The organism is Urbifossiella limnaea (assembly GCF_007747215.1).
Classification (GTDB): domain Bacteria; phylum Planctomycetota; class Planctomycetia; order Gemmatales; family Gemmataceae; genus Urbifossiella; species Urbifossiella limnaea.
The window spans coordinates 6,464,905-6,486,077 of the sequence record NZ_CP036273.1 but is presented as its reverse complement, the minus strand read 5'-3'; the positions used below and the strand labels follow the sequence as shown (position 1 = coordinate 6,486,077).

The window sequence follows — 21,173 nt, the reverse complement described above, 5'->3', positions numbered from 1 at the left end:
ACAGAGAGCACAGAGGGAAGACAGAAAACCGAGAAGGAAGACGACATTGTGTTCAAACTCTATTCTGTCTCTGCCTTCTGTCTTCCCTCGGTGCTCTCTGTGACTCTGTGGTGAAAATCCTCCCGAGCTACTTCGCCCGCTTGTACTCGGCGAGGAACACCTTGGTGCCGGCCTTCGACTCGAACGCCGTCGGCCGGGGGCCGTCGCCCAGCTCGTAGCACACGGTCATGGTGTCGCCGGCGAGCTTGTAGATCGTCTTGAACGTCTTGCCGGCGTTCGGCCCGTCGTTCCCGATGATGTCCATCTGCTTCGGCGTCTTGGCCGCGTCCACCTTCACCGTGCCCTTGTCGGTCTCGCCGCTGAGCGAGAGCGTGTACGCGCCGTCCGGGGCGAGCACGAGTTCGACGCCCTTGAACGCCTTGGTCACGTCCTTGCCGCCGAGCGCGGCCTTGGTGACGGTCCACTTGCCGGCGGCGCCCTTCAGCTCGTCGGCCGGCTGGGCGGATGCGACGGCGAGCGTGGCGAGGGCGAACGCGACGGCGGGGGTGAAGCGGGTCATCGAGAGTCTTTCGGGTTGCGGGATTACTTGGTCTTCTCGCGGCGGTACGTCAGGAGCATGTTACGCGTGGTGCCCGGAGCCTCGAACGCCGCGGGCCGCTTGTCGGCCTTGCCGTCGCCGTCGAGGCACAGGCGGAGGGTGTCGCCCTTCAGCTCGTAGATGCCGGGGAGCGTCTTCCCCTTGAACGGCCCCTCGGCGCTGCGGACGTCGATCCGCCGCGGCGTCTTCGTGGGGTCGAGGGTGAAGGTGCCCTTGTCGGTGTTCGGGCCGAAGTCGATGGTGTAGCGGTCGCCGGCGAAGGTCAGCTTCATGCCGCGGAAGTCGTCGGCGTGGTCGCGGCCTTCGAGGGTGGCGGCGTCGAGCACCCACGTGCCCTGGAGGGCGGCGCGGTCGGCGTCGGCGGGCGCGGCGGCGACCGCGAGGGCGGCGGCGACCGCGAGGGCGGCGAGCGCGGCGGTCAGCAGGGGGCGGAGCATGACTCCTCCAGTCGCGATTCGATTGGGCTGCTCGCCGTCACACCGCCAACGCCTTCCCCCTCACCCCGCGTGCTTCGACGCGACCCTCTCCCCCGAGGGGAGAGGGTGGGCGTGATCGACCGCCATCACGGGCGGGTAACCACGCGCCTGCGTTCGCGGATCGATGCCCGCCCGTGCGATGGGCCGGGTGCCTCCCACCCTCTCCCCTCGGGGGAGAGGGTCGCGGCGAAGCACGCGGGGTGAGGGGGCGAACCCCGCACGATGGAAACCCGTCAGCCCCCGCCAGACACGGCGGGCACGTCACCGAGTGCCGCTAGCAGTGCCGCCTCGACGCGGTCGTCCTCCGCGTAGAACACCTGCGGGCACGGCTCGCTGGGCCGGACAAGGCCCACCACGAGCTGCGCTAGCCGCATGTCCGGGTAGCGGAACCAGTAGTCCCGCAGTAAATCCAACATCCGGTCGATTCGGGCCGGGTCACGCACGGCTCACCCCTTGTTGGCGAAGATCAGGGCCAGCGCCTCCTGCACCGTCGTGAACCGCTGGCCGCTCTTCAACAGATCGTCGAGCCGGGCCCGCGCCTCCACCGGCGTGTAGCCCACGCCCATCAGCGCCTGGTACGTGTCGTCCACCGCCTGCCCGTCGAACGCCGCCGCCGCGGGGGCCGGCGCCGCGGCCGGCTTGCGCCGGCCGCCCGCCTTCTCGACCACCGCGTCCGGCGGCGGGGCGTCGGCCGGGGCCGCGGCCATCACGAACGGCGTGATCTTCCGCTTCAGCGTCGTCACGATCTGCTCGGCGGTCGTGGCGCCGATGCCGGGCAGCGTGCTGAGCCACCGCGCGTCCTGGCGGGCGATGGCGTCGGCGATCTCCTTCACCGGCCGGGCCATCGCCTTCAGCGCCTTCTTCGCGCCGATCTTCTCGACCGTGCAGAACAGGTCGAAGAAGTCGAGTTCCGTCTCGGTCAGGAAGCCGATCCGCCGCGGCACGAACCGGTTGCCGCCGCTGTTCCCCTCCAGGTACTCGGTGACGTGGAAGGTGATTTCGGTCCCGGTCCGCATCTGAATGACGCGGCGCACCGCCTCCGGCACGAGCACCTGGTACTCGAACGGGCCGACCTCCACCCGGGCCTCGTCGTCCAGCACCCGCACCAACAGGCCGGTCATCTTCGTCATCATGGCGGTTACTCGTCGTCGATCGTGTCCGGGTCGTTGCCGAGGAGCGCCTGCTGGTTCACGCCGGTGACCGTGGCGAAGCGGGTGCCACGGCCGAGCCCGCCGGACGCGAAGTAGTGGCACAGGGCGATGCCGAGGGCGTCGGCCACGTCGTGCGGCTCGGGCGGGGCGGCCAGGTTCAGCTCGCGGGCCACGGCGTGCTGCATCTGCTCCTTCGAGGCGCGGCCGTGCCCGGTGATCAGCTTCTTGACGCGGGCGGGGGCGTAGCTCATCACCGGCACGCCGCGCTGGGCGCCGGCGAGCAGGAACGCCCCGCGGGCGTGGGCCATGAGCACGGCCGTGCGGGGGTGGTCGTAGTGGGCGTACAGCTGCTCCACCGCCATCGTCGCCGGCGTCCACTGGTCGAGGACTTCACACACACCATCGTAAAGCGTCTTGACGCGGGCCGCCATGTCCGCAGGGTCGCGGCCGGCGGCCGACCGCACGACGCCGGCCTCGCACACCTTCGGGCCGTCCGGGGCGAGTTCGAGGACGGCGTAGCCGGTGGTCTGCAGGCCGGGGTCGAGCCCGAGGACGCGGCGCGGCGGGTGCGGGACCGGCGTCGGCGACATGGCGTGATCCCCCGGCGGCGGCACTGGTGAAAGGGCGAACAGTACCGGAGTTGTCGGCACCCGTCCAGCCCGGTCCGCAGCCGCGGTCGCCCGCCGGGGGCGGCGGGTCAGGTGACGGGTTCGGTCGTGCCGGATAAGCCGGGTGGAATGCGGTTGGGTCTCACGCCAACGTGGTTCGCCCCCCTCGCCATCCTAACAGCCGCGATGGAATCGCGCTCACCCCACCCGCCACGTCGTGCCCGTGGGGCGGTCCTCCAGCGTCACGCCGAGCGCCCCGAGGCGGGCGCGGATCAGGTCCGTCTGGTCGAACAGCGCCTTCTTCAGCGGGTTGTCCTTCGCCGCCCCCTTCGCCTCCGCCCGCAGGTTGGCCCGCAGGTCGATCAGCAACTGCATCAGCCCGCTCACCAGCTCGTCGCCGCCGCCGAGCGTCGCCGCCGGCGCCGCCAGCGTCAGGCCGAGGATGCCGGCCAGGTCGCGGACCAGCACGGCGCCCTCGCGGAACTCGGCCTTCGCCGGTGCCGCCGCGGCCGCGGGGTCGTCCAGCTTCTTCTCGTCGGCCAGGCGGTTCAGCCGGCGCACCAGCTCGTACAGCACGCCGACGGCGCCGCCGGTGTTGAAGTCGTCGTCCATGTGCTCGCCGAACCGCCGAGCGGCGTCGGCGTTGGACAACGTCAGAGTCGCCGCGCCGGCGGGGCCCGTCAGCGCCGGCAACTCCGCGAACGGCGTCCCCGTCACCCGGCCGACGCGCTCGGCGAAGCGGGTGAACGTCTCGAACGCCGCCTTCGCCGACTCGATGCCGGTGGGGATGCCGGCGCCGGGTTCCCAGTCGCCGAGGTCGATCGGCGAGCGGTAGTGCGTCTGGAGGATGAAGAACCGCAGCACGTCGCCGCCGACCAGCTTCAGGGCGTCGGCCACGTTCAGCACGTTGCCGATGGAGCCGGCCATCTTGCCGCTCTTCATCTTGAGCAGGCCGTTGTGCATCCACACCCGGGCGAAGTCCTTGCCGGTGGCGCTCTCGCTCTGGGCCAGCTCGTTCTCGTGGTGCGGGAACTGAAGGTCGAGGCCGCCGCCGTGGATGTCGAGGGTGTCGCCGAGGAGCTTGGTGGCCATCGCCGAGCACTCGATGTGCCAGCCCGGCCGGCCCTTCCCCCACGGGCTGTCGAACTGCACCTCGGCCGGCTCGCCGGGCTTGGCGCCCTTCCAGAGGGCGAAGTCGCCGGGGTTCCGCTTGCGGTCGCTCACCTCGATGCGCGAGCCCGCTTCGAGCTGCTCCGGGTCGCGGTTGCACAGCTTGCCGTAGTCGGCGTCCTTGCTCACGTCGAAGTACACGTCGCCGCCGGCGGGGTAGGCGTAGCCCTTGTCGATGAGCCCGCCGATCATGGCGAGCATGCCGCCGACGTGCTCGGTGGCTTTGGGGAAGTGGTCGATGCCGGTGACGTTCAGCGCCTTCAGGCAGCCGTAGTAGTCGTCCGTCATCCTGGCCGCGAGCGCCGGCACGGTGGTGTTCTGCTCCTTCGCCGCCTTGATGAGCTTGTCGTCCACGTCGGTGATGTTGACGACCCACGTCACCTGGTAGCCGAGGTGGGTGAGGTAGCGCTTGACGGTGTCGAAGATGACCGGCCCGACCATGTGGCCGATGTGGCTCGGCTTGTACACGGTCGGCCCGCAGACGTACATCGACACCGGCTCGCCCGGCCGCTTGTGGAACGGCTCCTTCTTGCGGGTCAGCGTGCTGTACACCTGCAGCGGCATCGCGGGCTCCAAATCAATGGCCACAAAAAGGCACGAAAAGACACAAAAAGGAAGAACAAGGCCGGGGTTCGGGTCGGTCCCTTTTCGTGTCTTTTCGTGCCTTTTTGTGGCTAACTCTGCTTCTGAATTAACACGACCGTGTGGCAGCCGATCGCCTCGCCGCGGCCGATGTGGCCGACGTGCTCGCCGGTCTTCGCCTTCACGCTCACCGCGTCCGCCGACACGCCCAGCAGCGCCGCCAGGTTCGCGCGGATGGCCTGCTTCACCGGCCCGAGCTTCGGCTCCTGCGCGAACAGGGTCACGTCGAGGTTGCCGACGCGCCAGCCGGCGGCGGCGAGCTTCTCCAGCGCCGCGGCGAGGAAGATTCGACTGTCGGCGTCTTTGTTCCGCGGGTCGGTGTCGGGGAACAGGTCGCCGATGTCGCCGAGCGCGGCGGCGCCGAGGAGCGCGTCGGTGACGGCGTGCAGCACCACGTCGGCGTCGGAGTGGCCGGCGAGGCCGCGGGCGTACGCGACGCGCACGCCGCCGAGGATCAGCGGGCGGCCTTCGACGAGGCGGTGCGTGTCGTGGCCGCTGCCGACGCGGACGTTCACCGACGCCTCCGTGCGGAAACAATGTGAGCGGGGGGATTTTATGCGGCGGGCGGGAAACGGCACACCGCCGACCGGGAAGGCGCTGGCGGACCGCCGTGCCGGCGTGTACCGTGGTGCTTCCCGCCTCCCTCCCCGGAACCCCTCCCATGCCCGCCGAGCACCTGTTCCCCACGCGCCGCACGTTCCTCGCGGCCGCGGCCGCCGCCGTCGCCGCCCCCGCGGCGGGCCGCCCCGACGACCCCGTCACGTTCGGCGAGGGCTCCGCGCGCTTCACCCTCGACCCCGCCTGGGGCCGCCTCCCCGACGGCATGCGCTACGGCCTCGGCTGCGCCGTCGTGGTGGACTCGCGCGACCGGGTGTACGTCACCTCGCGGTCGGCGTCGCCGTGCGTGGCGATCTTCGACCGCACCGGCCGGCTGCTCGAAACCTGGACGAAGGACTTCGCCGACGGCATCGGCCTGACGCCGCAGCAGGTCGCGGGCACCGCCCACGGCCTGTACTGGAGCAAGGAGGGCGCGAACGAGTACCTGTACTGGACGGAGAACGTGTCGGCCCCGAAGGGCGCCCCGCGGATCGGCGCCCGCGTGTACAAGACCGACCTCGCCGGCAAGGTGCTGTACACGCTCGGCAACGTGGCGAGCGAGTCGGCGACGAGCCAGAAGATCGACTTCACGAACCCGACGGACGTGGCGGTGGCGCCGAACGGCGACGTGTACGTGGTGGACGGGTACGGCAGCCAGCGGGTGTTCCGGTTCGACAAGGAGTTCAAGCTGCTGAAGGTGATGGGCGGCCCCGGCAAGGAGCACGGCAAGTTCAGCACGTGCCACGGGGCGTGGGTGAGCACGCTGCGGAAGGACCCGGAGGTGTACATCGCGGACCGGGCCAACGGCCGGATCGAGGTCTTTTCGCCGGAGCTGGAGTACAAGCGGACGATCCCGAACTTCCGCGCCCCGTGCTGCTTCTACCAGCACGCCGGCCGCATCTACGTGCCGGAGCTGAGCTGCCGGGTGACGGTGATCGACGCGGACGACAAGGTGGTGGCGCACCTGGGCGACGGCACGGGTGCGGCGAACCCGGCGGCCGACGCGGGCAAGTTCGCGGCGCCGCACGCGCTGACGGTGTCGTCGGGCGGCGACGTGTACGTGGTGGAGTGGGTGGCGGACGGCCGGGTGCGGAAGCTGCGCCGCGGCTGACGGCCGTGGTCATTCTTGAAGCGGTCGGCCGGTCGGATAAGATACCCCGCGAGAGCCGGTAGCTCAGCCGGTAGAGCAGCGGACTTTTAATCCGCTGGTCGTGGGTTCGATCCCCACCCGGCTCACTCATGCGAACCGATGCGGGCCGGTGCAAATCAGCGCCGGCCCCTTGCATTTCCAGGGCTACCGTCGCACGCTCCGTTTCGCTCTCGACACCCTGAAGGTTGCTAGACGGTGCGGATCGGTGCCGTCTGCTGTACCCGGCTGGTACAGCGGGTGGTACAGCGGACGCGCCACCGTCGTCGGTTCGGGCGGGCGGGGATACGAGTTCTGGCAGCTTCCCCACCGCCCTTGCCACGTCGTGCGACCGGACGTGCATGTACTTCGCCGTCAGGGTCGGCGTGCTGTGCCCGGCTAGTTCTTGCGCCGTGCGGAGGTCAACGCCGTGCCGGCCCAGCATCGTCAGGAAGCTGTGTCGCAGGCTGTGGAAGTCGGCGTACTCCGGGCCATCGGCGCCCGCCACCGCGTAAGGGATGCCAGCCGCTTCCAAGTCGATGCGGAGCATTTCCGCCGCCCGATCCTTCGCCCAGGAACCCGGCCATACCGGCACACCCGAGGGCATCCCCGTCAGGTAGCCGCGGAGAGCGTCGGACACGTCGGCGGGGAGCGGTTGCACCTTGAGCCGCCGCGACTTGTTCAGCCGAGTCGGCAGGGTCACTACGGGCGAACCCGCGTCGAGGTCGAAGTCGGCGGGCGTGAGGCCGGCCAGCGCGCCAGCCCGGAACCCCGTCGCCGCGGCGAGTAGGTACAGGAAGTATCGTTCCACGCCGCTCAGCCCCCGGAACGTGCGGTCGCTCGTGCGGGTGGCGTCGAACAGGCGATGGAGCTCGTCGGGCGCCAACTCGCGGCGTGCCCGCCGCACTTCGACCCGGGCGTTCACGAGGCTCAGGCTGTCGAGCGGGTTGGAACCGATACGCCGCGCCTTGACGAGCCAGTTGAAGAACCCGCGGACGGCCCGGACGTAGTGGTTGATCGTGCCCGGCCCGGACCCGCGGGCGGCGCGGTCCGCCAGTTCCTGAACGGTCGTCCGCGGCAATCGCCGGGCTTTACCGTTACCCGCGGCCGGGAGTTGGTGGCGACGGATCGATTTCGCCAGCGCGTCCTGCGACACGCCGAGAACGGCGGCAGCCTCGGACGGGCGGAACACTTCTACGCCGTCGGGCAGCACGACCGACGACCGACCCCGACGGATGCCGTTCAACCACTCGGCCGCGCGTGCGGCGTCCACGTCGCGTAAGAACACGGCCCCGGCACCACTGAGGAGCGTGGCGACGCGGCCGGTGGACAGTGCGACGTGCTTGGGGGTGTTCCCCTTCGCTTCCAGGTGGGCGGCGTAGTCCTTCAGGTGGTCGGCGAGCGGGCGGCGGGCGTGTTCCTCAGCCGGGTCGGTGAACCCAGACCCCGTACGCGCCGCCTTCCGCTCCGTGTCAGTGGCCAGTTGCTCCGTCGCCTTCAGGTCGGTGTACCCCTTCACCCGGCGGACGGTGCCGGTCGCGTCGCGGTACTTGAAGTACCATCGCTTCGACGGTGCCAGGTACTTCGTCCCGTCCGCGGTCAGCGGGTACAGCACCGACCGACCGCGTTCCTTCAAGCGGACGTGCGACCGCCCCTCGTGGGTGACGACTTCGGCGCCCGGCGGGAGCGGGCGGGCGTTCTGGAGTTTGAACGGCTTGGGCATCAGTCGGCCTCGTCGGTGGTTGGAGTATACCCGGCGCGTCGCCGTGCGGAATCGCGGTAGCGGGCGCCGGGCGTTAGTTTGTCTGGTCCGCCACTCGTTCTGCGGGTGGCCGGCGTATCTATCCCCGTCCCGAAGGACCCGGCGCGGGGTCGAACAGCCGCGGCGCGTCGCACCACGCGGCCGGGTTTATGCGGTCCCACGTGGCGTCGCCCTCCACGGCCAACAGGGTGACGCCGGATGGCAGCGTGGCGGCCGGGTTCAGCACCACCGCCAGACCCGTCGCCTCGTCGCACCCTAGCCACCGGCGGCCGGCCAGCTGGGCGCGGACGCCGGTGTGGATCACCCTCAGCACCGCGTCGAGCGCGGCGGGCGGGTCGTCGTCGAACGCCAGTTCCTCCCCCTCGACCACCGGGCCGAACGGGGCCAGGGCGGCGAGCAGGTTGCGGGCGCTAGCCGGTATCGCGGTAGCGGTCGCCACGGGTCACCCCCTCAGCTCGTGCGGCCGGTCGTCGCTGCGGTAGCGGCGCCGGCCCCGTCCGACACTCGCCCCGGCCGCGCCCTCACTGTGCGGCCGGTCGCCGGGCGCGGGCTTCGTCACGGCGACGCACGACACTTCCGACACTCGCCCCGAATTTCCTGGCAAATCCGTAGTTTCCTCCGGCGTGTCGGGGCGAGTGTCGGACACCTCCGCCTCGCCGTCCTCGTCGGCCGGGTCACGAGTGTCGGAAGTGTCGTGCGTCGGACCCAGCACGAACGTCCGCAGCGGGTGCCCGCCGCCGGCCGGCCGCGCCTCCTCCCACGCCCCCCACCCGGCGGCCACCAGCTCGGCCAGCGCCGCCTCGGCCGCCGCCGCCGTCCGGTACTTCCGGCCGTTCGACTTCTGGAGCGCCCGCACCGTCGCCCGCCCGCCCAGTGCCCGCACCCGGTCGGCCACCGCCCGCAGCCGGGAAGTGGAGTCGTCCTCGGCCAGCGCCGCGTACACCCGCTCCGTCTCGGCCGCGAACCACCGGGCCAGCGTGATGCCCGCCTCCAGGCTGTCGAGCCCGACCGCGTCGGGGATGGTGGCCCCGCCCGGCGCCGCCCGGAGGACGAGGTGGTGGATCAGCGCGAACCGCGCGGCGTACCCCTCCATCTTGGAGAACGCCGCCGCCAGGTCGTCGCTCTCTTCCCCGGCGTCGAACGTCTTCTGCCCCCACTCGTTCACGAACCGCCCCCACTGCTCGCGGGCCGCCGGGGTGAACCGCACCGGCACCGGCACCGGCCGCCCGTCGGCGTCGGTCGCGGGCTCGAATTCCCGCAGCCGGCGGACGAGCGCCTCGTAGTCCGCGGCCACGGCCGCTGGGAGGTCGTCGTCGGTCCACACCTTCTGCCGCGGCGGCGGCATCACCACCAGAATCCGCGCCGCCCCGCCCGACGCCCGGAAGTCGCGGGTGAACGCCCGCGCCAGGACGACCGGCTGGATCGTGCCGATGACGCCCGCGGCGGCGTGGGGGATGGCGATGGTCAGCTTGTCCCCGGTCTTGCGGTCCACCGACAGCGGGCGGGCGTGGAACAGCTGGAGCCAGTCGGCGGTGGCGTCGGTCTTCGAGTACCGCGTCAGCCCGGTGAACCAGCTGGCCAGCTCGTCGCGGTACACCAGCACGCCCTTCGGGTTGTCGGCCAGGACCACCGCCAGCGACTCGATGGTGATGTCGCCGGCGACGCACCGCGGCTTCGGCGGCGCCTCGCCCGGCCCGTCGGCGGCGGGCGGCGGGCCGGCCCCGTCCCCGCCCCGCCCCCCGCCGCTCCCGCTCGGCGTCCTTCCACTCGTCGAGGGCGACCCGGTAGGCGCGGGCGGCGTCGTTCCCGGCCGCGCGGAGGTCGAGGTCGAGCCGCTGGAGGGGGCCGACGGCGAGCTCGAACGGCGGGCTCTTGACCGACCCCGACCGGGCCACGAGCGCGGCCCAGACGATCGGCGGCTCGGCCCACGACCGCTTGATTTGCAGCACCCGGGCGGCCCCGACGGCGGCCCCGCAGACGGCCAGCGCCGGGAGAGCGACGGCGGCGGGATCACAGGGAATGGCGGCGGCGACGCCGGCGACGAACGGGACGAGCGGGGCCGGGAGGGCGTCCACCGGGAACGGGACGAACGGCCGCGGCGGGGCGGCCGGGCCGGCCCCCGTCGGGCGGGGCGGCCACGGCCGGAGCCGCGCCGCGGGGAACGCCTTCTCGGCCGACGCACCCTTGCCGTCGAACCGCACCCGGTACGTGTCGCCGGGAAGTGCTGCCGTGACGGTGCCGACGTTGTCGCGGTCGGCCGGCGTCACCCGGTCGCCGACGGCGAACCGCCGCGCCGCCGGCCCCTCGGCCGCGGGCGGGGTGACGGGGCCGGCCACGTCCATCAGCAGCCGGAGCGCGTCGGCGCCGCGGGCCGTCAGGAAGTCGTCCAGCCCGGCCTTCTCCCCGCCCGGCCCGTGCGGCAGCCGCACCGCCCGCACCACGGCGCCGGCGGCGGCCAGCGCCTCGGCCAGGTGCCACTCGGCAAGCCGTACTGCGGGCTTGTCGGCCAGGTCGGAGTCGTAGACCACGAACACCGGCCGCCCGGCCCACGCGACCGCGGCCAGGTCGGGGATGAGCTCGCGCGGCCCGCCGCCGTCGCGCCGCTTCTGCCACCCGTAGACGCCGACGAGGCCGACGCACGCGAACCCGTCCTGGTCGGCCCGCGCCGCCTTCTTCTCCCCTTCGGTGACGAGCAGCGGCACGGTAGCGTCGGCGAGCGCGGCGCGGGTCGCCGGTGGGAAGTACGCGCGGTTCGGGGCGCCGGCCGGCGACTCGTACTTGACCGGCTTCCCCTTCGCGTCGGCGCGGGGGCGGTCGGGCTTGCACCGGACGTACCCCAGGGGGCGGCCGGCGGCGCCGAAGAACGGCAGGCACAGGCACGGCGTGATAGCATTTGCGAGCATTCGGTCGGCTCGGCGGAGGAGCTTGGCGACGGCGGCGGGGTCGGCTTCGGAGTAGAACCCGCAGCGGCGGACGTGGTCGTCGGTGAGGCCGGACCGGCGGAGGTCGGCCAGGTGGTGCGGCAGGAGGGTCGGGGGCGTGTTCACGGGTCAAGGCTCCGGGTCGGGGCGCGACAACGCCCGGCGCCGGCCCGGGGGCCGGGCGGCGGGCGTGTGAGGCGGGGATTGGGGGGGAGTCGGACGGTTAGCGGCGGCTGGCGGCCTTGCGGTCCTCCCACTCGACCCTGGGTGGGGAGCCGGCGACGACCCACGCGCGCAGCTCGGACAGTCGCCAGCGGACGCACCCCGGCGACAGCCGGACGGGGGCCGGGATGCGGCCGGCGGCGTCCATCGCCCGGAACGTCCGCAGGCCGACGCCGATCAGCGCGGCGGCGTCCTTGGCGCTCAGCAACAGCGGGTCGAGGCCGGCGGGGTCGTTGACGGGCTGGCCGCCGCCCCGGCCACGGGTGGTGGTGGTGTCAGTCACGGCTGCCTCCCTTCGCCTGGTCGGCGAGCCAGGCGCGGACGACGCCGTGGTGGAAGCGGAGCAACCGGCCGACGCGGATGACGCCCGGGACGGCCCCGGCCGCGACCAGCCCGCGGACGTGCCGCTCCGAGCACTTCAGCAGTGCGGCCAGGTCCGGGACCGTGAGCGTGGCGTCGGGCGGGTCGGCGTCCGACGGGGTTGCGGGTGCGGTCATGGGTTCCCCCGGGTCTCGCGGGCGGGTGTGTCCCGCCCGTCTGCAACCCCTTTTCGGGCGCGCCGCCGTCACGAAACACCGGGGGCGAGTTTCGTGACGAAAAAGTGGCGATTCGGAAGGGGGAGGAACTGGGATTCGTAGGGCGGAAGGGAGCGGCAAGTATTTCGTCACGAAACTCCACGGACGGAGTTTCGTGCGCCGCCGGGGGTTTTGTGACAGGCCGTTTATGCCGCCGCGTCGGGGTTATCCTTGACCCACTTCAGGGCGGCGCGGAAGAACTTCGTCTTGTTCGTGACCCGCACGTCGTGTCTCAACGTGTTCAGGAAGTCTTTGTGTTCCGGCCCCTGGAAATGTGCCACGAGCTGCCCCACGGTCCGCAGCGCAGGGTCCTTCCGGATGGCGGCGCGGATTTGCAGGTAGAGTTGGTGACGTGCCCGACCGACTGGCGACGTGGTCTCGGCCAGAATGGGCCGACCGACCCGCTTCACTGTGCCGTCCACACCTAGCGCCGACTTGCCCGCCGGGCGTGGAACTGCGGTGGGTTGCTTTGCGTCGCCGGCGGCGGCTGGCGGAGGGACGTTAGTGAGCCGCGCCAGGGCGAGGAGCTCGTCGGGGGTGATGGGGTCCGCCTGCTGCCAGCTGTGACTATACAGCTGCCGCCGGGCGCGAACGTCGCTCGGGACGTGCCCGCCGGCTTGCACCAGCGCCGAGATGAGCGCGGTGCGGATGCGGGCCGCATCGACCACCGCGTGCTGCTCCTGCTCAAACTGTACCCCGTGTTGCGGCTGTCCGGACGGCACGGGTTGCGAGATGTCGCAATGCCACGGCCGGGGGGTGGGACCGATGCCCGCGACGGGCGCGCGCACGGCGTGATTCACCCACGTCGCCGCCTCGGCCACGGTGGTACGGGTGGCCTCGTCCCACGCACCGAGACGGGTGAATTCGCCCGCGGCCTCGTCGTAAAGTAGCTGGCCGAACCCGCCCACGGCGTCCGACTGCTCCAACGTGCAAACCGCGTCGCGCACGGCTTCAAAGTCCGCCCGGAGCCGGTCCCGCCCGTTGAACCAACCGGCGGACCCCTCGGGGTCGCACGGCCGTCCCCGCTGCTGGCGCGGCAGCCGGAACGACTGTTGGTGGAAGCGGTGGAGGGCGATCGCCACCACGTCGAGACACTGGATGAGGCGGTGGACGGGGTCGCGGCCCGGCTCCCACCGGGGGCGGTGGTCGGACATGGGGGGTGTTCCCGGGGTGGGTGGGCCGGGCGACGCACGCGGGGGAACACGACCCGTCACACGACGCCCGGCCGTAACGGCCAATCCTACCGCCGGGCCGTGGGGGCTTTCCAGCTCCGCTGTAGCGAACGCCGGCAGCGCGTCTCCCGACCGGCCCGCGGCGACCGGGGCGCCGCCCGGCACCGGCGGGAAGCGGGCCAACTGGTCGCGCAGGCGGTCGAGCAGCCCCCGGCCGTCTACCCGCCCGAACAGCGTGTCCCCGTGCCGGAACAGGCCGGTGACGACCGCGTTCAGCCCCCCGCGCCGGCCGGCGGGGTCGAGCGGGGCGTGGGCCTGCAACGTCAGCACGTCGTTCAGGGCTTCCCGCATCACGTGCGGCCCGCCGGCGCGGCGGAGCCGGGTGTCCACCGCGTCGAGGGCCGGGCGGAGGGCGTCGGCGGCGGCGTGGACCCCGGCCGCCAGCCGGCGGTACGCGGCCGCGTCCTCCCACAACGCCGGCGCCGAATCGATCAGCCGGGTACACTCCCGGAACGCCACGGCGGTGGCCACGAACGCCTCGGCCAACTCCGGGTCCAGCCCGTGGGGCGGCCGCGTGTCGATCGCAGCCGCCTGCGCGTCGATCCGCTGGAGGTGCGTCGGCGCCGGGCGGCGGGTCGGGTGTCCGGTCGCCGGCGGCTCGGTGGGGGCGTCGAGGGCGGCCCGGCGGATGGCGACGAGCCGATGGTCGCCGGCCGGGAGCGATAGCCGGAAGTCGGGCGGTCGGGCGGCGGGATCGTCGGACGGGCGGAGCTCGGCGCGAACGTCGGCGATCCACCCGGCCGCCTTCCAGGCGTCCAGGCTCGGTAGCAGATCGACCCCGGCGGCGAGCAGGAACGCGGCGAACTCCGGGAACCGAACGAACACGACGGGCTCGGGGTCGGCGGCCGGGGCTAGTTGCCACCGGGCGGGGTTCGGGTCGGCAAGGTAGCGGGCGGTGAGCCAGTTCCGAACTCCGGCCGGCAGAAACGTCGCGGCCGGGGGGAGTTGGTCGGGTGTCGGGGGCGTGGGGGGGCGTTCGCTCGACATGGTGTGGTCCGCGGGGTCGGCGGGCCGGGGGCTGGACGGCGGCGGACCACGCCCTCCGTCCGGCCCCCGGCTTTCGGCGGGTAGCTACTCCCGTCGTTCCGGTTGGAAGAGTCTACCCATCGGCCGATGGTTGGCGGTAGGTTCGTAGCGCCGACCCGCCGAGGGCATCTGGGCCGGGCGGGTGAAGACCGTCGTCGTCTGGCGGCTGGACCGGCTTGGGCGGACGGCGAAGGGGCTGGTCGGCCTGCTCGACGAGTGTGTGACCCAGAAGGTGAACTTCATCAGCCTGAAGGACGGCATCGACCTGGGCACCCCAGCCGGGCGGCTGATCGCCAACGTCCTGGCGAGTGTGGCGAGCTACGAGGCCGGTCGTCAACAAGGGCGGCAGGCCGAAGGGCATCCCGCAGAAGGTGACCCCGACCGTGGAGAAGATGATCTTCTCCATGAAGGCCGAGCGGCGGAAGGTGGCGGTGATCGCCCGGGAGTTGCGGCTGTCGCGGCAGACCGTGTACGAGGTGCTCAAGCGGGCGTGATGTGGTCGCCGTTGCAAAGTTTCACCGAAGGGAACTCGAAGTGCGAACCCCGGGGGCGCGGGTCCCACCCACCCCCGGGTGGACCACCGACACCCCCGCCCTCTTGGTGATGAAGGCGGTCGGACCACACTCGGCGTCCTACCCGTCCAAGCTCACGATGGCGGTTGCCAGATCGCCCTTCTGGATTGTGGCCGAGTGGATCGTCTCCCGGGAGTTGATGTCGATGAATACCCGGTGCTCTCTCCTGAAGGTCCCTCCGAGCCGGAAGAAGTGTAGCAGCGGCAGGTACGGGTCGTCTGCGCCCGGTGGAGCTACCGCAAGGGATAGCACTGAATGCCCATACCAGTTGAGCATTGCCAGACAGCAGCGGTATTCGGCTTCGGAGTAGGTGAAGGTGTCGAGCATCTCCTGGTACTGCGCTTCGAGGCTGGCCCCGCCTTCGGCTCTCGCCGCGAGGTCCGCGAACGGGACTTCACCGGCCAAGTCGAGTTCGTTCGCCCAGAGCGCTTCACGCCGCAGAAACTCCTTCATCAGGCCGACACACGCGGGCGTGTTCTCGGCGTTGACCTGCCTGGGGGAGCCGATCAGATCAACGGCTTCCGCGAGCCTGCTCATGTGCATCACCTCAATGTGCCTGTGGGACGACGGTGTGCGGCGGCCAGACCATACGCCCTCCGGCCGCGCATGCCCTCACGCTATGGCCCGTACTGCCGGAGGTGATCCCACGGCCCGCCCGGCGGATAGACCGGCGTCCCCGGTCTGGTGTTCGGGAAGAGCGGCGACAGGGGGTGTGCGCCGGGGTACTGGAAGGGCGGGTGATAGTGCAGGTAGGGCATTCCCGACCGCATCAAGGCCCGCTCGACGTACTCGTGGGCGAAGATCGCCTGAACACGTTCGAGTTCGGCCTTCGGGATGCCGCCTTCGGTCGCGGCCTTCCACCACGCCGCGATGCCTTGGTCCGCGTCGAACCGCCTCATGACCAGCCTGCCGGTCCCGTCCGCGCCGGTCGGTAACAGATGCTCCTCGAAGAAGACGTGCTGTCGCACCGAGCGGACCATCTGCTCAGGAACTCCGGTGTTCCTTGCCACCGTGGCGATATTCGTCTCCGCATCCAGACCCCGAACCCATCCGTAAATCTGATCCGCTTCGGCCTGGGTGAGGGCGTTCGGATTGGGAAGCGTTCTGGCCCCCGTGTACAGCGGCCTCCCTGCGCCTGGGGCAGACGCCTGGGTGGGCGAAAGCGGCCGTTCCCGTTCAGCCGTGGCTTTCGACTTGGAGGGTGTGCGGATCGACGACCAGGACGAAGAAGTTCGTGGCGAACTTCTTCATCGCCTCGGGGTAGAAGAAGATGTGCCACAAATCTCGGGTCTCATCCGAGAGGTTAAACTCGTGGTCCTTTGGGACAAACACGGCCCGGAAGTCCTTTCCGGGGTCGTAGTCCCGCTGCCGACACCACTCCAGGGCGGCCTCGATCACAGAGGCTGGTGCTTCCGTCATCGTGGCTCACTTTCACTCCGGACGGAGCATGCCCTGGAGACGCCTAATGTCGTCCATGACCCTCGCCCGATCCGCATCCGGGATGCGACCGACGTTCGCCTCATGCTCGAACAGGTGCTTCTGCAACGACCGTATCTGCGCCTGCTGCTCGGCCCTGGTGAGCGACTCCCAGACGCCAGACTTCCCGTTTGTGCCGAGTTGGAACACCCGTTGATCTAACCCGGCCACTTCCCGAACCGTCCACCACTCCCGCATCCAGGTCGGTGAAGTCGAGTACATGGGCATCCGGAGGGACAACTGGCCGTGAATGTACTCGTGGATGTACGTCGAGTACCCCGCCCCCTCGGGTATGACGATGGTGGCGGGCTGGCCGGGGGCAGCAGGGGGTAAGAAGTTCCCCCCTGTCTCGGGTGGAAGTTCGCCCGGACGAGCACGCCGGACGGTGATCTTGTTGCCAGATGCTCGCTCGACCCACGCCTTGTAGTCGTTGAACTCCCACGGCGTTGTATCCCGAACAGGCCCCAGCATCCTGTCCGGGACCGCCCCCGGCCTCCCTGGGGCAGTTCGCTCCATCCACGCCGCGAACTTGCCCCACCCGAATTTGGCACCTTGCCATCCAGCCTTGGCCCCTTTGGCACCTGCTTTGGTAGCAGGGATCGAGGTGACAACGTCCAAGGTCAGTAGCCCCCACGTCTTCCAGTAACCCGCCTCCGCGTGCTGATACGGCCCGTAGATCGGATGATCCGACCGGTAGTCCTTGTCGCACGCACTCCTCACAATATCGTGCGCGAACCACCCCGTCCGCACCGGTCCCATGACGATCGCGTCGAACAGGCTCTTGCCATTCTCCAGGTTGAATGTCCCTTGCGCCTGGATCGGGTTCTTCAGCACATACTCGCCGACCATGAACAACTCATCGAACACCTCGTTCCAGAAGCCATTGTCGCCGGATGGCGGCTGCGGCGGGCGGTCGGGGGCGGGCGGCGCAGCCGCCGGCGGGTCAGGCAGGCGAGGGAAGGGGTTCAGGAGGGTGAACGGCGGCAGGCCGAACGGACCGGCCGGTGGCCCTCCGGGCTGGGGCCGCCCGGACCAATGCCCCCCGGCGTTCGGCTGCGGCGGTCCCGATATGTCGGACGGCCGCACGCCGGGACGACCGAGGTACTGCTGGAGCACTTGCGGGTCAACTGTCAGCGGACCGGTGTAGACCTCCGGCGGCGATGGGGTGGCTGGCGGTTGCATCCCGCTCGGGTCGGTGCTCGTGGTCGGTGCGTTGCCGACATACCGGTACAGGTTCACGTCGCGGGCCGCCAACCCCAGCGGGTCTTCCGCGTTCCACCTCCCGGTCGCCGGGTCGTACACCCGCGCCCGGTTGTACGACTGCCCCAGCACCCCGTCCCACTCCCGCCCCGCGTACCCGTACCGGTCACCCGCCCCGCCCGCCGTCACCACCCCGAACGCGCTGTACGTTGCCGAGTGCGTCGCCGCCCCCGCCGCGTTCAGGTTCAGCCGCACCGACCCCACCAGGTCCGCCGCGTACCACCCGGCCGAGCTCCCGCCCACCGCCGCCACTGGCGCGTCGAACCCGGCCCCGAACGCCCGCCGCGTCGTCACCGTCCCCGAGCCGTCCACCTCGGCCCAGGCGTCGAAGTTCTCGGTGCCGACCGCCCCCGGCTTGGCCGTGTCCCACCCGTCGTAGGCGTACCGCTCTGTGGTCGTCGTGGTGCCGTCCCACGCCGTCCGGGTGGCGCGGTTCCCGAGCGCGTCGTAGGTGTAGGCCACCGTCGCCGTCGCCGCCCCGCCGTCGGTCGCCGCCTTCGTCGCCCCGGTCAGCCGGCCGAGGTGGTCGTAGGTGTACGTCCACGTCTCGGCCGCCGACCCCTGCGACTTCTTCACCAGCCGCCCGGCGTCGTCGTAGCTGTAGGTCCACGTCCCGTCCGACAGCACCCGGTTCCCGTCGCCGACCGTCACACCCGTCCCGGTGCGGTTGCCGGTGTCGTCGTAGGCGAACGACGTACCCCCGTCGGCCGTCAGCTGCCCGGCCGCGTCGGACGTGTACGACGTGGTGACGCCCCCCTCTGTCCGCGACGTGAGCCGGTCGGCCAGGTCGTACCCGTAGGTGCTGGCCAGCAGCGTCGTGCCGGTCGGCCCCTTGTGCGTGATCCCGGTCGTCCGGTCGAGGTCGTCGTACCCGTACTCGGTGGTGCCGACGAGGGTCGTCCCGGCTAGGTCGGCGTACCGCGTCAGCGTGTCGAGTTGGCCGTTGGCCCCGTAGGCGAAGTCCACCCTGGCGTCCGCCCCCGGGCCGTCCAGCCACCGGCTCGTCAGCCGCCCGAGCGGGTCGAACGTGCTCGTCACGGCCCCGCCCTGGTCGTCCGCCACGGACGTGCGGTTCCCGGCCACGTCGTACCCGAACTCCAGACTCACCCCGAACGGCTCGTCCACCGTCACCGGCCGGTTCAGCCGGTCGTAGGTGAGGGCGTATGAGCCGTCCGGGTCGGTCGCCGACGTGAGGTTGCCGGTGGAGTCGTACCCGAACGTGCGTGTCCGGACCGTGACCCCGAGGGCGGACTTCCACGTGTCCGACGTGAGCCGCCCCGCGTCGTCGTAGCCGAACACCCGCTGCTGCCCGAGCCGGTCGGTCACCGTGTCGAGCCGGCCGGCGGCGTCGTAGGCGTAGGTCGTGTCCTTGCCGAGCGCGTCGGTCTCCGTCTCGACGCGGTTGAGGGCGTCGTAGGCGAACAGGGTGACGTTGCCGCTCGCGTCCTCGACGGACGTGCGGTTGCCGGCGGCGTCGTACCCGAGCGTGGTGACGTGGCTGAGCGGGTCCGTGACGGTGGTGAGCCGGCCGGCGGCGTCGTACCCGTAGGTGGTGGCGTGGCTCAGCGGGTCGGTGACTTCCGTGAGGTTCCCGGTCGCGTCGTAGTCGAACGTCGTGTCGCGCTCCAGGGCGGTGCCGTACCCCTCGGTGAGGGTGCGCAGCTGCCCGAGCTCGTCGTAGTCGTACCGCGTCTCCCGGCCGCCCGGCGCCACCGTCGAAGTCACGCGGTCGAGCAGGTCGTAACCCGTCGTGGTGGTGAGCGCGACGGACGTGCCGTAGGCGGCGGTGACGGACGTGACCCGGCCGGCGGCGTCGTAGGCGAACCGGGTGTCGTACCCGCGCGGGTCGGTGACCGTCTCCAGGTCGCCGGCCGCGGTGTAGGCGTAGGCCGTCTCCCGCTCCTCGGCGTAGCCGACCGCCTCGGTCACGAGCGTCACCCGGCCGAGGGCGTCGCGGTCAAACGTGGTCGGGGTGCCGCGCGGGTCGGTGACGGACACCACCCGCCCGACCCGGTCGTAGCCGAAGGTGGTGGCGTGGGCCAGCGGGTCGGACACCTCCGCCAGCCGCCCGAAGCGGTCGTAGGCGGTCGTGGTGACGTGGCTGAGCGGGTCGGTGACGGCGTCGGCGTCGGCGCCGCTGCCGGTCCAGTAGGCGTAGCTGGTGGTGTGGCTCAGCGGGTCGGTGACCGACGTGACCCGGCCGAGGAGGTCGTAGGTAGTCGCCCACTCGTGGCTGAGCGGGTCGGTGACCGACGTGAGGTTGCCAGCCGCGTCGTAGGCGTACACCCAGGCGTGCGCGAGGGCGTCGGTGACCGTCACCGTCCGGGCGTCGTCGTCGTAGGCCGTGGTGGTGGTGTCGGTGCGCGGGTCGGTGACGGACGTGACCCGGCTGAGCGCGTCGTACCCGAAGGTGGTGGTCCGCTCGACCGCCGCGCCGTCGGCCTCGGTGACGCCGACCGCCCGGCCGACGGCGTCGTAGGCGTAGGCCGTGACCGCCCCGAGTCCGTCGGTGACGGCCGTGACGAACCCGGTGCGGTCGTAGGCCGTGGTCGTCGTCCGCTCCGCCGCGGTGCCGTCCCGCTCGGTGACGGCCGTGAGCCGGCCGAGGGCGTACCCGTAGCGGGTGGTGCGCGACCCGGGGGCGGTGACCGTCTCCAGGTGCCCGTCGGCGTCGTACCCGTAGGTGACCGTGAAGGCGTCGCCCGACCCGTAGGCCGCGGTGACGGTCTTCTCCCGGCCGAGCAGGTCGAAGGTGGCGTGGGTGACGGCGCCGTCCGGGGCGGTGATGTCGGCCAGGTTCCCGGCGGCGTCGTAGGCGTAGCCCGTAACCAGGATGTCGGCAGCGGCTTAAGACCGGGCCATTTTCGCGGTGTGGCCCGGGCCAGGGCGCGCGCGGCTGATCGCGGTGTGGCCCGAGCCAGGGCGCGGGAGTGGGCGTGTCGTTCGCGGGGACGGGTGGGCCGGGCGGTGTGGTAGTCTGGAAGCACTTCGTGATGTGAACTGGATCCACCCGCAAGAAGTCGCCTCGGAGCCAGGCGTCAACCTGGCTCCGAGACTTGACCGTCGGGGACAAGCCTCCCTGAAGGCCCGTGTCATTTCACTGTTCGACACCGCTTCGGCCAGAGCCGGGGCGTCGTTCTCGGGTTCGCCGGTGCCTGCTCAAGGGGTGCGAGCAGGCGTTTGTGCCGTCGCGTCCGCAGTCGCGGTACTGCCGCGAGGCGTGTGCGCGGTCGGCGCAGCAGTGGCGGCGGTGGCGGGCCAGTCGTCGGTATCGGGTGAGCGAGTCGGGTCGGGAGCGGCGGCGGGCGCAGCACGTTCGGTATCGTCTGCGACGACAGGAGCGAGCGGCGGCGATGGAACCTGCCGTTGTTGCGACGGCGACCACGGCGGCGTGCGAGGGCCAGCGCCCGGCGGAAATCCCCGAAGATTTCGCGGCGTGCTCGTGTCATCGGCCGGGGTGCCACGTGGAGTTCGCGGTCCGGTCCGAGGGTTCGAGCCGTCGCTTCTGCAGTGTGGCGTGCCGGCTGGCGTTACGTCGCGTCCTGGATCGGGAATCGCGCTGGCGCTGGCGTCGCCGGCGTGGGCGGCCGCGTCGAGTGACGGGGCGTTGGCACTCGCCGGACACGTCGTGAGTCACGTCTTTGGCCCTGGAGTCGGCTTCACAGCGCGTCTACAGTCCCACGACCCCACGGAGGAAGGAGCGGACGCGTCGGAAGACCCTTCCGTCCGTCCGCTTCCGTTCTTCGGGCGGGGTCGTTC

At 71.3% G+C, this 21,173-nt stretch carries 18 protein-coding genes, 1 tRNA gene and 4 pseudogenes; 5 read left to right on the top strand and 18 right to left on the bottom strand.

Features of this window, described 5'->3' with window-relative positions; genetic code table 11:
* Positions 1-127: 127 nt before the first annotated feature.
* From ETAA1_RS26430 to ispF, 7 genes are all read right to left on the bottom strand, one after another.
* Positions 128-559 carry a TIGR03067 domain-containing protein gene (locus tag ETAA1_RS26430; RefSeq protein ID WP_145243623.1) on the bottom strand — a complete coding sequence of 144 codons (432 nt, stop codon included), beginning with the start codon at positions 557-559 and terminating at the stop codon, positions 128-130.
* A 23-nt stretch (positions 560-582) separates the two neighbouring features.
* Positions 583-1,035 (bottom strand): TIGR03067 domain-containing protein, encoded by a 453-nt coding sequence (locus ETAA1_RS26425; RefSeq protein ID WP_145243621.1) that lies wholly within the window; start codon positions 1,033-1,035, stop codon positions 583-585.
* A 272-nt stretch (positions 1,036-1,307) separates the two neighbouring features.
* A complete protein-coding gene (locus tag ETAA1_RS26420; protein ID WP_145243619.1) occupies positions 1,308-1,517 on the bottom strand; it encodes a hypothetical protein in 210 nt (69 codons plus the stop codon).
* A gap of 3 nt (positions 1,518-1,520) precedes the next feature.
* On the bottom strand, positions 1,521-2,207 hold the full coding sequence (ruvA, locus tag ETAA1_RS26415) for a Holliday junction branch migration protein RuvA (RefSeq protein WP_145243617.1): 687 nt from the start codon (positions 2,205-2,207) through the stop codon (positions 1,521-1,523).
* A gap of 5 nt (positions 2,208-2,212) precedes the next feature.
* The gene (gene ruvC, locus ETAA1_RS26410; protein WP_145243615.1) at positions 2,213-2,815 is read right to left on the bottom strand and encodes a crossover junction endodeoxyribonuclease RuvC; all 603 of its coding nucleotides are present in this window, start codon (positions 2,813-2,815) and stop codon (positions 2,213-2,215) included.
* A gap of 216 nt (positions 2,816-3,031) precedes the next feature.
* The gene (gene cysS, locus ETAA1_RS26405) at positions 3,032-4,567 is read right to left on the bottom strand and encodes a cysteine--tRNA ligase (protein WP_145243613.1); all 1,536 of its coding nucleotides are present in this window, start codon (positions 4,565-4,567) and stop codon (positions 3,032-3,034) included.
* A gap of 110 nt (positions 4,568-4,677) precedes the next feature.
* Positions 4,678-5,160, bottom strand: coding sequence for a 2-C-methyl-D-erythritol 2,4-cyclodiphosphate synthase (ispF, locus tag ETAA1_RS26400; RefSeq protein WP_145243611.1), 483 nt, complete (start codon positions 5,158-5,160; stop codon positions 4,678-4,680).
* A 146-nt stretch (positions 5,161-5,306) separates the two neighbouring features.
* Here ispF and ETAA1_RS26395 point away from each other — a divergent pair, with 146 nt between their 5' ends.
* Positions 5,307-6,353, top strand: coding sequence for an NHL repeat-containing protein (locus ETAA1_RS26395; RefSeq protein ID WP_145243609.1), 1,047 nt, complete (start codon positions 5,307-5,309; stop codon positions 6,351-6,353).
* A 52-nt stretch (positions 6,354-6,405) separates the two neighbouring features.
* Positions 6,406-6,478 (top strand) — tRNA-Lys (locus ETAA1_RS26390).
* 254 nt (positions 6,479-6,732) lie between these two features.
* Here the strand turns inward: ETAA1_RS26390 and ETAA1_RS33950 are convergent.
* From ETAA1_RS33950 to ETAA1_RS26350, 7 genes and pseudogenes are all read right to left on the bottom strand, one after another.
* Positions 6,733-8,091 (bottom strand): annotated as a pseudogene (locus ETAA1_RS33950) (tyrosine-type recombinase/integrase); the annotation flags it as partial.
* Between the two features lie 118 nt (positions 8,092-8,209).
* Complete coding sequence (locus tag ETAA1_RS26380; RefSeq protein WP_145243607.1) at positions 8,210-8,569, bottom strand: hypothetical protein; 360 nt, start codon at positions 8,567-8,569, stop codon at positions 8,210-8,212.
* A 3-nt stretch (positions 8,570-8,572) separates the two neighbouring features.
* A pseudogene (locus tag ETAA1_RS33570) lies at positions 8,573-9,805 on the bottom strand (DUF3987 domain-containing protein); the annotation flags it as partial.
* A gap of 73 nt (positions 9,806-9,878) precedes the next feature.
* Positions 9,879-11,033, bottom strand: a pseudogene (locus ETAA1_RS33945) (DUF3854 domain-containing protein); the annotation flags it as partial.
* 241 nt (positions 11,034-11,274) lie between these two features.
* Positions 11,275-11,556 carry a helix-turn-helix transcriptional regulator gene (locus tag ETAA1_RS26360; protein WP_145243603.1) on the bottom strand — a complete coding sequence of 94 codons (282 nt, stop codon included), beginning with the start codon at positions 11,554-11,556 and terminating at the stop codon, positions 11,275-11,277.
* Complete coding sequence (locus ETAA1_RS26355) at positions 11,549-11,770, bottom strand: helix-turn-helix domain-containing protein (RefSeq protein ID WP_145243601.1); 222 nt, start codon at positions 11,768-11,770, stop codon at positions 11,549-11,551. The genes ETAA1_RS26360 and ETAA1_RS26355 overlap by 8 nt, the downstream gene beginning before the upstream one ends.
* 224 nt (positions 11,771-11,994) lie before the next feature.
* Positions 11,995-14,067: a hypothetical protein gene (locus tag ETAA1_RS26350; RefSeq protein WP_145243599.1), complete on the bottom strand. Its 2,073-nt coding sequence runs from the start codon at positions 14,065-14,067 to the stop codon at positions 11,995-11,997.
* 181 nt (positions 14,068-14,248) lie between these two features.
* On the opposite strand from ETAA1_RS26350, the pseudogene ETAA1_RS33940 reads away from it, so the two are divergent.
* Positions 14,249-14,404: pseudogene (locus tag ETAA1_RS33940) on the top strand (recombinase family protein); the annotation flags it as partial.
* A gap of 10 nt (positions 14,405-14,414) precedes the next feature.
* Positions 14,415-14,600: a helix-turn-helix domain-containing protein gene (locus ETAA1_RS33110; protein WP_238389307.1), complete on the top strand. Its 186-nt coding sequence runs from the start codon at positions 14,415-14,417 to the stop codon at positions 14,598-14,600.
* A gap of 138 nt (positions 14,601-14,738) precedes the next feature.
* On the opposite strand, the gene ETAA1_RS26340 is transcribed toward ETAA1_RS33110, so the two are convergent.
* The 4 genes from ETAA1_RS26340 to ETAA1_RS33935 all read right to left on the bottom strand — a co-directional run bounded on the left by ETAA1_RS26340 (position 14,739) and on the right by ETAA1_RS33935 (position 19,733).
* Positions 14,739-15,215, bottom strand: a complete 477-nt coding sequence (locus ETAA1_RS26340; RefSeq protein ID WP_145243597.1) for a hypothetical protein — start codon at positions 15,213-15,215, stop codon at positions 14,739-14,741.
* An 80-nt stretch (positions 15,216-15,295) separates the two neighbouring features.
* Positions 15,296-15,658, bottom strand: a complete 363-nt coding sequence (locus ETAA1_RS26335; RefSeq protein ID WP_145243595.1) for a hypothetical protein — start codon at positions 15,656-15,658, stop codon at positions 15,296-15,298.
* A 196-nt stretch (positions 15,659-15,854) separates the two neighbouring features.
* The gene (locus tag ETAA1_RS26330) at positions 15,855-16,076 is read right to left on the bottom strand and encodes a hypothetical protein (RefSeq protein WP_145243593.1); all 222 of its coding nucleotides are present in this window, start codon (positions 16,074-16,076) and stop codon (positions 15,855-15,857) included.
* Positions 16,077-16,109: 33 nt separating this feature from the next.
* Positions 16,110-19,733: an RHS repeat-associated core domain-containing protein gene (locus ETAA1_RS33935; RefSeq protein WP_145243591.1), complete on the bottom strand. Its 3,624-nt coding sequence runs from the start codon at positions 19,731-19,733 to the stop codon at positions 16,110-16,112.
* A 31-nt stretch (positions 19,734-19,764) separates the two neighbouring features.
* Between ETAA1_RS33935 and ETAA1_RS34025 the strand changes: the two genes are divergently transcribed.
* The gene (locus ETAA1_RS34025) at positions 19,765-19,893 is read left to right on the top strand and encodes a hypothetical protein (RefSeq protein WP_261341996.1); all 129 of its coding nucleotides are present in this window, start codon (positions 19,765-19,767) and stop codon (positions 19,891-19,893) included.
* Positions 19,894-21,173: the final 1,280 nt, after the last annotated feature.